The organism is Undibacterium sp. Di26W (genome assembly GCF_049340265.1).
In the GTDB taxonomy this organism is placed as follows: Bacteria; Pseudomonadota; Gammaproteobacteria; order Burkholderiales; family Burkholderiaceae_D; genus Undibacterium.
Genome location: NZ_JBMPOR010000006.1, coordinates 153,973 through 168,872 on the forward strand (window position 1 = coordinate 153,973; position 14,900 = coordinate 168,872).

Here is a 14,900-nt window from a genome sequence, read left to right on the forward strand (position 1 = left end):
TTACTTGCAGGCTCAGATACTTAAGATGCGAATTCTATGGTAGTGGTTTATCTGGTATCGCGCAAATGAAAACTTTTTGCATTGATGCCATAGCGACGCTTATTGCTAGCGATACATGGTATTCAGGGCAGGGGGAGCTAGTGCTCGCATCCTTTTAGTGCAGCATTGACTCTTGCACAGGTACAGTTCACGAGGTAGCTGGCTCTTTGGGTGAGATAGGCAGGTCGATATAGAACTTGGCTCCGCGCCCCGGGCGCGATTCAAAACCGATATTGCCATCCATTCTTTCGACCAGTTCCCGGGTAATTGCCAGTCCCAGCCCGGTACCCCCGTTCTGTCGGGTATCCGATGAATCTGCCTGGGCAAACTTTTGAAATATCCTGTCCCTGAATTCATTCGGCACACCCGCACCATGGTCGATCACATTGATGCGCACGCGGCGTTCATTGGCTGTGGCGGTGATCTCCACCGTACCATTTTCTGGCGAATATTTGATGGCGTTCGACAGCAGGTTGGACAACACCTGCATGAATCTTTGCGTATCTACCGACACACTGACAGCCGGAACCGAACGTGCCAGGTACAGTGATACGTGGCGTTGCGCGCCGAAAGTCTGATTCGATTCTATGGCCTGCATCAAGATCTCGGATAGCGCTACGGTCTGGAAATGGAATACCATTTTACCTGCCGACAGTTTTTCCATATCCAGCAAATCATTGATGAGGAAGGTCAGGCGCAGGCAATTTTTAATGGCAATGTCCAGCATCTGCTGGATGCGATCCGGAAATTTGCCAAGCACACCACCCGATATCAAACCCAGTGCGCCAGAGATGGATGTCAGCGGCGTGCGCAGCTCATGGCTGACGGTAGATATAAATTCATTCTTGATCTGTTCGATACGTTTGCGTTCTGTGATGTCGCGTATCAAGCCTATGTACAGGGGTTTTCCCTGGCGTTTGACGGCCGACATGGATACATCAAGCGGGAACAGGCTGCCATCTTTTTTGCGGCCCGTGATTTCGCGTCCTATGCCGATCATATCCTTGACGCTGCTTGCATTGGCCTGCTGTTCTTCTTGATCTTGCTTGCTGTCAGTGACTGCGGCATCTTCAACTGCCGGGGCGGCGTATACCTGCGGCATCAACTGGCGTATGTGCTGGCCGGGCAGGTCATCAATGTCATACCCAAAAATATTGGCTGCAGCATTATTGACGCTGAGTATATATTCATCTTCATTCAGGGTGATGATGCCATCCAGCACATTGTCAACGATGGTGCTGGTATGGGCCGCGTGATCCCGCAGGGATTCTTCGGCCGCTTTTCTTTCACTGATGTCCTGAAAGGTACCGTACAGACGCAGACAGACATTGTCTTCAAACTGCGGGAAGCCGATGACATGCACGCAGCGCTCATTGCCGCGTGCGGTGACGATGCACAGTTCGGTATCAAAGGCTTTGCCTTCGCGCAGGGCATCACCCACCATCTGGGTTATTTTTTTCTGGTAGCTTTCATCCTTGTAGAAACTGATGGCATGTTCTACCGTGCAACTGAAATCGTCATCCACTTCATGGATTTGCCGGGTGACTTTACTCCAGTGTAATTCCCGGGTTTGCGCATCCAGTTCCCAGGTGCCTATGCGGGCAGCAGCATTTGATTTTTCCAGTAGCTCGTAGGCGTGTTCCAGTTCTGCTTCGGCTTCTTTTTGCGTGGTGATGTCGGCATGGCTGCCCGACATGATCAGTGGTTGCCCATCAGGACTCCAACTGACCACGCAACCGCGATCATGTATCCAGATCCAGCGTCCATCTTTGTGTCGCATGCGGCTTTTCAGATCAAAATATTCGATCTCGCCACGGAAGTGCTGTTCGATCAGCGCACTGGTCACTTTCAGGTCTTCCGGGTGACACAGGTTCAGCCAGGTATTTACCGTGGTGGGGCTGAGTTCAGCCAGGGTATAGCCCAGCATTTCTGCCCAGCGCTCGTTGTAGATGGTTTCACCGGTGAGGATATTGCATTCCCAGGTCCCGATATTGGTACCCTTGATGACATTCGCCAACTGACGTTCGGTTTCATACCTGTGCTTTTGTACGCGGGCAGCACTGATCAATTGACCCAGTGTGCTGAACAGGGGGTTGAGAAAAGCGATCAATGCATCATCTGCATACTTATCCGCCGCTTCAGCGTCGGCATCGACCTTGGCATCATGCTGGCGATTGGCAATGCCGACGATGGCAATCAGTTCGCCATCGTAATGGACGGGGATGCCCAGGAAGTTGTTAAGTGGTCTCAGGTGTTCTGGAAAAATGATATCCAGTTTTGCCAGTTCCGGCGTTAGCAACAACGGCGTCTGGGCGGCATTTTCCTGGGCAGCAAACAGTGTTGTCAGATGCTGTGACAACTGGTCTTGCACTTCCTGCACCAGCGGCGTACCTACAGTCAGTTCGTCATTGGTGTTCCAGGCCAGCACGGTCGATTTCAGGACGAGTTCACCCTGCTTGTCGTGAAAAACTTCGCTGATGAAACCGCATTCACTGGCGCTCAGGTTGAGGGTGGCAGTCAGCAGGGATTCGAAGCCTTTTTCCTGATCGCTTTCGCTGATGAATAGCACCTGGGTTTTGGCGATGGCATCACTCAGCAAGCGCTGCTGTTGCAACTGCCGGTCCAGTTCCTGGCGTTTCAGGACACCGCTAACCCAGTCACCCAGTAAACGCACGAATTCAATTTCCACATCCGAAAACGGAAACAGGCGCGCATGCACATCAGAAAAATTCAGGGTGCCGTATTGGCGTTCATTCATGTACAGCGTGACCGAGATATAGCAGACCACACCCAGTTGTGTATAACCCGGGTGACGCAGATAGGGACTGTCAAATACGTCTGCAATGTGAAAGACGGTATTGCTGGCCAGGGTGAGTGCGGCAAACGACTTGGTCAGCGGGATTTTTTCGCCTTCATGGAAACGATCATCACCGGATTGTCGCAGGATGATTTCACACATCCCGTCTTCTATCTTGACGATGTGTCCGGTACTGATGCCCAGATAATCACAGGCCATTTCCAGGGCCTGTCGCAACAGGTTTTCTGGGTCTTGATACGACAGCGAGGTAATCTCGGTCAATGCCAGCAAGGCATGGTGCTGGCGTTGCTGTTCTTCTCGGGAAAATTCGTGTTCCACGCAATCGGCCAGGTCGCGCAAGGCAGTGAGGTCATCCTGGCTCAGGGTTCTGGGTACATTGTCCATGATGCACAGCGTGCCCAGTCGCTGGCCATTCCTGGCCCGCAGCGGTGCGCCGGCGTAGAAACGTATATGGGGGGCATCAGTGACCAGCGGGTTGTCAGAGAAACGCAAATCCAGTCTGGTGTCTGGCACATACAACACGTCGTGTGACAGGATGGCATGGCCGCAAAACGAGATATCCCTTGGCACATGCACGGCATCCATCCCCTGGTGTGACTTGAACCACAGGCGGTCAGTGTCGATCAGCGACACCAGGGCCATGGGGGTCTGAAACAGATGTCTTGCCAGTCGTGTCAGCCTGTCAAAGCGCTCTTCTGCCGGGGTATCAAGGATGGCACATGCCTGCAGCGTCTGCAGGCGTATGGTTTCATCGTTTGGGAGTGCGGGTGCTTGCATGAAAAATTGTTCAGTTCACCGGTAAATTGCTCAACCATGTTTGCAGGGCTGCGCCATGCAGTGGTTTGCTGGCAAAATAGCCCTGCATGGAATCACAGCCCAACAGACGCAAGGTTTCGCGTTCTGCGGCAGTTTCTATACCTTCTGCAATGACACTGAGCCCTAGCCCATGGCCCATCGCGATGATGGCCCTGACCAGGCTCTGGGTGCTGGGCTGGGCATCGATATGCGTCACAAAGCTGCGGTCTATTTTCAATTCGCTGACAGGCAGGCGCTGCAAATACGATAGCGAAGAATAACCCGTACCAAAATCATCAATCGACAGATCCAGCCCGATATCACGCAAGCGCTTGAGCAAGAGTATCGTGCTGTCAGGGTCTTCCATGATACCGCTTTCAGTGATTTCCAGTTTCAGCAGGGCCGGGTTGACGGCATGGCGTTGTAGCAGGGCGGCGATCTGGTCTGGAAAACTGTCATCCCGCAAATCATGGGTGCTGACATTGACGGCGATGGTTTGCTGAGGATACGCGTGTTGCCAGCCAAGCAGGGTGGTGATGGCTTGTTCCAGCATCCACATGGTCAGCATGCTGATATAGCCGGTACGTTCGGCAAAGGGGACAAATTCTGCCGGTGAAATAAAGCCACGGGTTGGATGCTGCCAGCGTACCAGGGCTTCAAAACCATAGGCTTTGCCATCGTCCAGATGCAGCTTGGGTTGCAGCCACATTTGCAGCTCTGAATCCCTGACGGCAGAACGCAGATCGGACAGCAGGCTTAAATGACTGAGACGTGAAGCCTCTTGTGCATCGGTATACCAGGCTGCTGCACTGGCGCTGCGCTTGGCAGCATACAGGGCCACTTCGGCATTGCGTATCAGGGTCATCAATGGCAGTGCAGTGTCGATGGTGATGGCCAGGCCATACACCAGGCTGACATCGACAGAATGCTGGGCACACTTGACCGGTTCAGCCAAGACGGCATCTATGCGCTGATGCAGGCTTTCCATGGCGGTTTTGCTGGTGTTGAAACACAGTATGGCAAAGGCACCACCAGCCAGTCTTGCCAGCCATGGTTTTCGCTCGCCCTGGTCCTGGCTGACTACCGATTTGAGACGGCTGGCCACGTCGTAGATGACGGTATCGCCGGTATCAAAACCCAGGGTTTCATTGATGATTTTAAGGCGTGCCAGGTCCATCAGTACCAAGCCCTGATGCGGTTCACCTTGGCCATCATGGGTTTTCAGCATGAAGGTGCGGTTGGGCAAGTCGGTCAGGGGATCATAGTAAGCCAGGTGCTCGACCGTTTGTTCGCGTATGCCGATGGCGGTGGCCATGGCATTCAGGGCTTCGCCTACCCGTGCCACTTCTTCTGTCTTGCTGGGAGTGACGCGCGTCTGGTAGTCACCGTTGGCGATTTGCAGGGCGCTGGCCTGCAGCCGTGCCAGTGGCCGGACCACGCTGCGGGTCGTCAGCCAGGCCAGAACGGCAGCCACCAGCACCGCAACGCCTGACAGCAGGGCCACCATCACGCCGGTGCGTTCAAAGTCTTGCTGGGCTTCGGCCTGGTGTTGTTGTATCAATTTCTGTTCACGGTTCAGAAAGGTTTTTGATTCCTGCAACAAATCGCCCAGTGCCGGCTGCACCTGTTTAAGAAAGGTGGATTTGGCGGCTTCCTGTCCTTCATCTTCCAACTGGTTGACGGTGACAATATAGTTTTGCTGGTAGATATTGCGTTTTTCTTTCAGGGTTTTCAGGTTCTGCAATTGCTCGTCGTCGCTCAGCGAGGCTTCGAGAGCAGTGATGAGTTTGTCGATCTGGCGATTTTTTTCGTCGACGGCAGCATATTCATGTATGCGTTGTTCATACGGTACGGTCAGCAATTGCAACAGGGCGCGTCCGACATTTTCTGTGGATAAACTTAATTCCTGTACATACAGCAGGCTTTGTATTTCCTTGCTTGCAAATTTTTCACTCTGCACCGTCATCTTGCGAATTTGCGAGATTGGCAACAACAGGACGATGGTGAACAGCCCCAGCAACAAGGCGTAGCTAAGCGCCAGCCTTACCCCTATGCGGCGCAGGCCCAGTACATGTATCAGGTGGTCAAAGCTGTTACGCATGGCAAGCTCAGTCTACAAGTGAATATCTGCCCAATGTTAATACACTATTAATTATGAGGGCAATATCGTTGTTCACACTCTGCCTTATTTATGGACTGAGTTTCAACAAACAGTTGCAGTATGCATCATGCAGCAGCGTATGCACATAAGCACATAAGCGCGAATGGTGTTTTGTTTAACGTGCGATCAGCAGATACGCCAGCAAGAGATTGGCAACGATGGAGATGATAGCCAGGGTACGCCAGAGCGACAGCGGGTCGCGTTGGGCCAGCGGCTTGATACTAGGGGCGGGCAGGGGATGGGCGGCGCCACGTTCCAGCGCCAGCAGAAATTCTTCTGCGGTTTCAAAGCGGTCTTGCGGATCGCGGTCAATCGCTTTCAGCAAAACATTTTCCAGCCAGTGCGGCAAGTCAGGGCGGTAACGCCCCGGTGTTACCGGATCACCGAATTTGGGTCGCTGGAAAGGCTCGACTTCGCCATACGGATAATGCCGCGTCAGCAGATAATACAGGGTGACGCCGGTAGCATAGATATCGGTTGCCCGGGATGGTGGTTCACCCTGGAATTGTTCCGGGGCCAGAAAAGAAGGTGTGCCGGCCAGATTGAAATTGCTGGCCTGCGAGCTATCCTTGCTGTCAAAGCCGGACTGCGCCACGCCCAGATCAAGGATGCGGATTTCATCATCGTCACCCAGATGCACATTGGCCGGTTTGATGTCCCTATGCAATATGCTGCGCCGGTGCAGGGCACCGACGGCGCGCACCAGTTTGCCACCGTATACGACGGCTTCGGGTACGGTAAAGTGCTGCCCGGCATCCAGCCGCCTTTGCAGTGAATCGCCGGCATGCCAGGTGGACAGGTAATACAGGTAATTTCTTTGTTCAGGTGTGATCACCTGCGGGAAAAAGCGGGCGACCACGCGTTTCGCCAGCCAGGCTTCATGCGCAAAGGCTGAGCGCTCCTGGGCATCTGTGGCACGGTCAGGGTGCAGGGTCTTCAACACCAGCTTGCGATGATGTACCGGATCGGTCACGCGGTATAGCAGGGTGGTCTGCGAGGTATGCATGATTTCATCAATCACATACCCATCCAGCATCTGGCCGGGCTTCATGCGGGGCGGTACCGGCAAGACATGCAATTCGGTAATGGCATCCCGCAAGTCACCTTCCGGCAGTTCTTGCACACGCACCACCAGGGCGCTGCAATTATCTTGTGAGCCGGCCTTCATCGCGGCTTCGCATAATGCGGTGCAGGCTAGTTCCGGGCTCAGGCTTTGGGCGCTGACCTGGCGCAGGAAATCGCTCAGGTCATATTCACTGATGGCTGCCCAGACGCCGTCACTGGCCAGCAGGAATACGTCGCCGGCACGCAATTCACCCATGCCATGGTCGATCACCAGATGTGAATCCAGGCCGATTGCGCGCGTCAGTACATGCTGCATTTCTGGCCTGTCCCAGACATGGTCCTGCGTCAGTTTCTGCAAGTGGTCATTACGCAGCAGATAGCAGCGGGTATCGCCGACATGGGCGCTGTAATACATGCGTCCGCGCAAGACCAGGGTGGTCAGGGTGGTGGCCATGCCTGCCAGCTCGCGCCTGACCGAGCCTTGCTGCTGCACCCAGCTATTCATGGCGACCACGACTTTTTCCAGTGCCGTGGTCACTTCCCAGGTGTCCGGGGTGGCGTAGTAATCGGTCAGCAAACCGCGTACCACATATTCAGCCGCTTCACGCCCGCCTTCACTGCCGGATACGCCATCGGCGACGGCCAGTATCATGCCCTTGCTTGACAGTTCCGGCTCACCCGGCGTCACCATGCCGACAAAATCTTCATTACGACTGCGTATACCTGCGACAGACTGATAGCCGGTGGTGACGATAAGAGGCATGGTGTGGGATGACCTTCAGGTGATCAGATTTTTGCAGTGGTCATGGCGGCAGAACCCCATGTGGTGCGCCAGCGTTTCTTGACCAATGATAAACCGAGCAGGGCGACGATGGCCAGGCCGGCAAAAATCGACAGGCCCAGTTGATAACTGCCGGTGATCTGGCGTGAGTAACCCATGCTGGCCGCCAGGTAAAAACCACCTATGCCGCCGGCCATGCCAACCAGGCCGGTCATGACGCCCATCTCTTTACGGAAGCGTTGTGGTACCAGCTGGAACACTGCACCATTGCCGGTACCCAGTGCCAGCATGGCGATCACAAAGACAATCACAGCCGCCACGGATGACTGCAAGCCAGTCGCAGCAATAAACAGGAAGGCTGCAGCAATGGTGTACATCACCGACAGCGTCTTGATACCGCCGATGCGGTCAGCAATGCGGCCACCAAACGGGCGCACCAGTGAACCGGCAAAAACGCAGGCAGCCGTGAAATAACCGGCCTGTACCGGTGACAAACCATATTGGGTATTGAAATAAATGGTCAGTGACGATGCCAGGCCAGAAAAACCACCAAAGGTCACGCTATAAAAGAACATGAACCACCAGGCATCCTTGTCTTTCAGCACCGCCAGGTATTCACCCAGTGATTTGCTGGCTGTGTCACCCGGCGCGTCCTTGGCAAACACCAGGTAGACAATCAGTGCCACCAATAACGGGATCAGGGCTAGTCCAAACACATTCGACCAGCCGTAAGCGATGGCCAGTGCCGGCGCAAACAGTGCAGCAAAAGCAGTACCGGAATTGCCCGCGCCGGCAATGCCCAGCGCCGTACCCTGATGTTCTGGCGGATACCAGCGTGACGCCAGCGGCAGCGCAACGGCAAAGGCAGAACCGGCCACGCCCAGGATCACACCCAGGAACAGCAACTGTTCATAACTGTGTATATTGCCCAGCCAGGCCCAGCACAGACCAACCAGCACCACGACCTGACCTATCAGGCCAGCTTTTTTAGGTTTCAGATGATCAACCAGAATACCCATCACGATACGTAACAGTGCACCAGCCAGCAAAGGCGTGGCAACGATCAGGCCTTTTTGTGCCGCTGTCAACCCCAGGTCTTTGGATATCTGTATCGCCAAGGGGCCTAACAGAACCCAGACCATGAAACTCAGGTCAAAGTAAAAGAAAGACGCTAACAGGGTTGGCGGATGGCCAGCTTTCCAGAATGATGTTTTTTGCATGATCGCTCCAATGATGAACGATCATGCCACTTGCAAGTGCCGTGCCATCAAATTGTGCAGGATATGCAGCGACCAATGATTAAATCCGGCACAAAATGCGCGAAAAACGTGCGTTGCGTAAATTAAATGGTGCAGTGCACTAGTTTGGCCTGCTCATTTTGTGTAAAACCAGGGTTTTTTATGCTGCGCTTCAGTAAGTGGCATTACTTATCACGGGATTGAGTAATTGTTGGTTTTCCCTGTGCAAAGCTATTTTATATATGGTTATATTGGTGCGCACTGAATAAAGCGGGAAAAGTTGTTTTCCCGGAAATTTCGAACTGGCATTGCTCTTGCTTATAGATCGCGGAGACATGTAAAGGAGCAGCCATGAAGAAATTAAAGCTAGTGATGGTCGGGAATGGTATGGCAGGTGTGCGTACCCTTGAAGAGTTGATCAAGATTGCCCCGGATTTGTACGACATTACCGTTTTTGGTGCAGAACCCTATGCCAATTACAACCGCATCCTGTTATCACCGGTGCTGGCGGGTGAGCAAACTATCAAGGACATCATGCTCAATGATGTCGATTGGTATGAAGAAAATAATATCACCCTGCACCTCGGTAAAAAAATCACCAAAATCGATCGTCACAAACGCATCGTGATTGCCGAAGATGGCACCCAGACCGAATACGACCGCCTGCTGCTGGCGACTGGTTCCACTCCTTTCATGCTGCCGGTACCTGGCAAAGACCTCAAGGGCGTGATCGCCTACCGCGATATTCATGACACCAATGCCATGATAGACGCAGCCGAAAAACATACGCACGCCGTCGTCATTGGTGGCGGCCTGCTGGGGCTGGAAGCTGCCAATGGTCTTAAAATGCGCGGCATGAGTGTCTCTGTCGTGCATCTGCCTGGCTGGTTGATGGAACGTCAGTTGGACCCTGTTGCCGGCAAGATGCTGCAAAAATCCCTGGAAGACCGTGGCCTGAATTTCCTGCTTGAAAAAAATACCGAAGCCATTACCGGTGACGAGAATGGCCATGTGAAATCCATACGTTTTACCGATGGCCTGGAAATCCCGGCGCAACTGATCGTCATGGCTGTCGGCATACGCCCGAACACAGCCCTGGCAGAATCTGCCGGCCTGTACTGCAACCGCGGCATCATCGTCAATGACACCATGCAGACCTATGACCCGCGTATTTATTCTGTCGGTGAATGCGTCAATCATCGCGGCACAGTGTACGGTCTGGTTGCACCTTTGTTTGAAATGGCCAAGGTCTGCGCCAATCACCTGGCGAATTTTGGTATTGGTCGTTATCAGGGCTCAGTCACATCCACCAAACTGAAAGTGACAGGCATCGACCTGTTTTCTGCCGGTGAATTCATGGGTGGTAAAGATACCGAAGAAATCATCTTGTCTGACCCCATAGGTGGCGTCTACAAGAAGCTGGTGGTGAAAGACGACAAGCTCATCGGTGCCTGCCTGTATGGCGACACCGTGGATGGCAGCTGGTATTTCAAATTGCTGCGCGAAGGCAAGAACATTTCCGAAATCCGCGATTCCCTGATGTTTGGTGAATCGAATACCGGTGACGTCGGCCATGAAGGCCATACCAAGGCTGCGGCCATGCCGGATGAGGCCGAGGTCTGTGGCTGTAACGGTGTCTGCAAGGGCACCATCGTCAAGGCCATCAAGGAAAAAGGTTTGTTCACGCTGGATGATGTGCGCAAGCATACCAAGGCATCGGCATCCTGCGGTTCCTGTACCGGCCTGGTCGAGCAGATCATCATGTTTACTGCCGGTGGTGATTATTCGACTGCGTCGAAAGTCAAACCCATGTGCTCTTGTACTGATCATAGCCATCAGCAAGTGCGTGATGCCATCAAGGCCAACAAGCTGTTGACCGTCGCTGGCGTACAGGAATTCATGGATTGGCGCACACCTAACGGTTGCTCCAGTTGCCGTCCTGCCCTCAATTATTATTTGATTTCTACATGGCCGCGTGAAGCCAAGGATGATCCGCAATCGCGTTTCATCAATGAACGTTCACACGCGAATATCCAGAAGGATGGTACTTACTCCGTCATCCCGCGCATGTGGGGCGGTGAAACCAATGCCAGCGAATTGCGCAGGATTGCCGATGTCGTTGATAAGTTCAAGATACCGACCGTCAAGGTCACCGGCGGTCAGCGTATCGACTTGCTGGGCGTAAAGAAAGAAGACTTGCGCGCCGTGTGGCAAGATCTGGGCATGCCATCCGGCCTGGCGTATGCCAAGGGCCTGCGCACCGTAAAAACTTGTGTGGGCAGTGAATGGTGCCGCTTCGGTACCCAAAATTCCACCCTCATGGGGCAGCAACTGGAGCGCGAACTGGCACGCATGTATTCGCCACACAAGGTCAAGCTGGCTGTATCCGGTTGCCCGCGTAATTGCGCCGAAGCTGGTATCAAAGACGTCGGTGTCATCGGTGTTGATTCCGGTTGGGAAATTTATGTAGGCGGCAATGGAGGTATCAAAACCGAAGTTGCAGAATTCCTGGTCAAACTGAAAACCCATGAAGAAGTCATGGAATATACAGGCGCTTTCTTGCAGTTGTATCGTGAAGAAGGCTGGTATCTGGAACGTACCGTGCATTACCTCGCCCGCGTTGGTCTTGACTATGTGAAGAAAATCATACTGGAAGACGACGAGCGTCGCAAAGACCTGTATCAGCGTCTGCTGTTTGCACTGGAAGGTGAGTCTGACCCATGGCATGAGCCAGAAAAAGCCCAGGTCGATACACGTCAGTTTGAACGCTTGCCAGCATAACGCCGTTTTAGTTGAGAGGAAAAGAAACATGAGTCAGGATTGGCAAGTAATTTGTCGTGTTGAAGATATACCCGTACTGGGTGCACGGGTAGTTGCCCGTGCCGCCAAACCGGATGTGGCCATTTTCAGGAATAGTGAAAACAAGGTTTTTGCTTTGCTGGACAAGTGTCCACACAAGGGTGGGCCCTTGTCACAAGGTATCGTCTTTGGTGAAAAAGTGGCTTGCCCACTGCACAACTGGAATATTGAATTACCCACTGGCTGTGCAATTGCACCGGATGAAGGCTGCACGCAAAAATTCAGTTTGAAAGTGGATGCAGATCAGGTATATCTGGATGCAAATGAGTTGCGCACGCTCGCAGTAGAGGCTTAGGAAAAATGCGCTGCATCACCTATGTTGGTGATGCAGCGAGCACTTAAAGGCGTTTATGACTGAAACCAAATCTACCTGTTGTTATTGCGGCGTTGGTTGCGGTGTAGTGATTGAAAGCGAAGGCGGGCAGGTTGTGGGGGTACGTGGTGACCCGGATCACCCAGCCAATTTTGGCCGCCTGTGCAGCAAAGGCAGCACCCTGCATCTGTCGGCAGATGCCATGATACAGCAACAGGTCAGGGCACTTTATCCCGAAATGCGGGCGCCATCTTCTGGGCGGGATCAGACACGCCAGCGCAGTGACTGGGATACTGTCATCGCCAGCATGGCCGGCAAGTTTGCCGACACCATCAAGGCGCACGGCCCCGACAGTGTGGCTTTTTATATTTCCGGCCAGTTGCTGACCGAAGACTATTACGTCTTCAACAAACTCGCCAAGGGCCTGATAGGCACCAATAATATCGACAGCAATTCACGCCTGTGCATGTCCAGTGCCGTAGCTGGTTACAAACAGACGCTGGGTGCTGATGCACCGCCTGCCTGTTACGAAGATATAGACTTGGCTGAAGTGATTTTCATCGTTGGCTCCAATACGGCTTATGCCCATCCTATCTTGTATCGCCGCCTGGAACAGGCCAGGGAAAAAAATCCAGCCCTGAAAGTGATTGTTGCTGATCCGCGCCGTACCGATACTGCTCGCGAAGCCGATTTGTTCCTGCCGATTTTGCCCGGTACCGATGTTGCCCTGTTCAACGGTATGCTGCATCTGTGCCTGTGGGAAGACCTGATCGATATCGACTACATCCAGGCGCATACCGAAGGCTTTGCCGAACTCAAGCAAACCGTGCGTGACTACACGCCGGCAGCCGTGGCCAAGACCTGTGGCATCAAGGAAGCCGATCTGGTACAGGCAGCACGCTGGTTTGGCCAGTCCAAAGCCAGCCTGTCGTTGTATTGCCAGGGCTTGAATCAATCTTCGTCGGGTACTGCAAAAAATGCGGCCCTGATCAATCTGCATCTGGCTACCCATCAAATCGGCAAGCCAGGCGCGGGGCCGTTTTCCCTGACCGGGCAGCCAAACGCCATGGGGGGACGCGAAGTCGGCGGCATGGCCAACCTGATGTCTGGCCACCGCGATCTTGGCAATGCGGCGCATCGCGCAGAAATAGCTGCCTACTGGGGCGTCGATGACGTACCAGCCACACCCGGTAAAACCGCAGTGGAAATGTTTGAAGCGGTCAGGCAGGGTGAAATCAAGGTTATCTGGATAGTCTGTACCAATCCGGCGCAATCCATGCCTGAGCAAAACCTGATACGCGAAGCCTTGCAAAAAGCCGAACTGGTCATCGTGCAGGAAGCCTATGCCAGCACCGCCACCGTGCCGTATGCCGACATCCTTTTGCCAGCCAGCACCTGGGCCGAAAAGACCGGCACCGTCACCAATTCAGAACGTCGCATATCGCGTGTGCGCCCTGTCATACCCGCACCAGGCGAAGCCAGGCACGACTGGCAAATTGCCAGCCAGTTTGCGCAAGCTTTGGCGCCCTTGCTGGACAAGTCCCCGGCAAACTTTGCTTATGACAGCGACGAACAGGTCTGGAATGAACACCGCGACAGCACCCGTGGCCGTGATCTCGACATCACCGGCCTGTCGTATGCCATACTTGAACAGCAGGGGCCACAGCAATGGCCTTACCCGGCTGGTGCCAGCATGGGCAAGCAGCGTTTGTATGAAGACGGTATCTTCCCTACCGCCAGCGGTCGCGCACGTTTCGTCAATACCGTGTATCAGCCGGTCAAGGATGCTGTTGATGCGCGTTATCCATTCTCATTGAACACCGGCCGCCTGCGTGATCAATGGCATGGCATGAGCCGCACCGGCACCGTGGCGCAACTGTTTGCCCACGTGGCCGAACCTGGCATTAGCATGGAAGCCACGGACATGCAAAGACGCTTCCTGAAGACTGGCGATCTGGTACACGTCAGCAGCCGTCGTGGCACCGTTATTTTGCCCATCGTTGAAAGTGACGAGCAGCGTGCCGGTCAGGTTTTCATCGCCATGCACTGGGGTGAAGAATATGTATCCGGTCGTGGCCATGCACAGCATGCCAGCTATGGCGTGAATGCCCTGACCTCACCGGCAATCGACCCCAGTTCCAAACAGCCGGAACTGAAAGCCGCTGCCGTCAAGATACTGAAGGCCGAATTGCCCTGGCGTTTCGTGGTATTTGCCTGGCTCGATAGTGAAGATGCATACCAGGTACAGACTGCCTTGCGACCGTATATGCGCGAATTTGCCTATGCGTCGTGCACCCCGTTTGGCCGCGACAAAGTCGGCGTTATTTTCCGCGCTGCCAATGAAGAAGCCGTGGCCGGTGACGTGCTGGAAAAAATCGAACACTTGTTCGGCATCCTTGGCACTGATGTTTTGCGCTATGACGACAAACGACGCAGCGTGTCGCGTCATATCCTGGTGAAAGACGGTAGCCTGGCTGCCGTGGCGCTGGCCGGTGATGTCACTGCTGAAAGCTGGCTCAAGGATTTCCTGCAGGCGCAGGAACCCGTCGCCAGGTTGGGACGCTTGTTGCTGATGCCAAGCACCACGCCACCGCAGGGCTTTGCTGCACGCGGCAAAGTGATTTGCAGTTGCCTGAACGTGACCGATACAGAAATCAATGCAGCGCTGAGCGGCATGGACGGCTTGCCAGCCGACGTATTGACTGCCTTGCAGGGCAAACTGAAGTGCGGTACCAACTGTGGCTCTTGTGTACCTGAACTGAAGAAGATAATCAGCATCGGTGTCCAGCAAAAGGCGGCATGACATGTGGAACCCTGGTCGAACAAACCCT

Annotated in this window: 7 protein-coding genes; 3 read left to right on the forward strand and 4 right to left on the reverse strand. The window is 53.9% G+C overall.

The genetic code is table 11. From position 1 onward, the window contains the following. Window positions 1-187: 187 nt before the first annotated feature. The 4 genes from ACO0LM_RS09855 to ACO0LM_RS09870 form a co-directional block, all read right to left on the reverse strand. A complete protein-coding gene (locus tag ACO0LM_RS09855; RefSeq protein WP_423036597.1) occupies window positions 188-3,634 on the reverse strand; it encodes a PAS domain S-box protein in 3,447 nt (1,148 codons plus the stop codon). A gap of 10 nt (window positions 3,635-3,644) precedes the next feature. Continuing rightward, entirely contained in the window at window positions 3,645-5,753 is a 2,109-nt protein-coding gene (locus ACO0LM_RS09860) for an EAL domain-containing protein (RefSeq protein WP_423036599.1), read from the reverse strand. Between the two features lie 175 nt (window positions 5,754-5,928). Continuing rightward, window positions 5,929-7,641, reverse strand: coding sequence for a protein kinase domain-containing protein (locus tag ACO0LM_RS09865; protein ID WP_423036601.1), 1,713 nt, complete (start codon window positions 7,639-7,641; stop codon window positions 5,929-5,931). Between the two features lie 23 nt (window positions 7,642-7,664). Further along, a complete protein-coding gene (locus ACO0LM_RS09870; RefSeq protein ID WP_423036603.1) occupies window positions 7,665-8,879 on the reverse strand; it encodes a nitrate/nitrite transporter in 1,215 nt (404 codons plus the stop codon). Window positions 8,880-9,248: 369 nt separating this feature from the next. Here ACO0LM_RS09870 and nirB point away from each other — a divergent pair, with 369 nt between their 5' ends. The 3 genes from nirB to ACO0LM_RS09885 are packed head-to-tail and all read left to right on the forward strand — an operon-like array spanning window position 9,249 to window position 14,872. Further along, complete coding sequence (gene nirB, locus ACO0LM_RS09875; RefSeq protein ID WP_423036605.1) at window positions 9,249-11,678, forward strand: nitrite reductase large subunit NirB; 2,430 nt, start codon at window positions 9,249-9,251, stop codon at window positions 11,676-11,678. Between the two features lie 28 nt (window positions 11,679-11,706). Beyond that, entirely contained in the window at window positions 11,707-12,051 is a 345-nt protein-coding gene (gene nirD / locus ACO0LM_RS09880) for a nitrite reductase small subunit NirD (RefSeq protein WP_423036607.1), read from the forward strand. Between the two features lie 55 nt (window positions 12,052-12,106). Beyond that, a complete protein-coding gene (locus tag ACO0LM_RS09885) occupies window positions 12,107-14,872 on the forward strand; it encodes a molybdopterin-dependent oxidoreductase (RefSeq protein ID WP_423036609.1) in 2,766 nt (921 codons plus the stop codon). Window positions 14,873-14,900 lie beyond the last annotated feature (28 nt).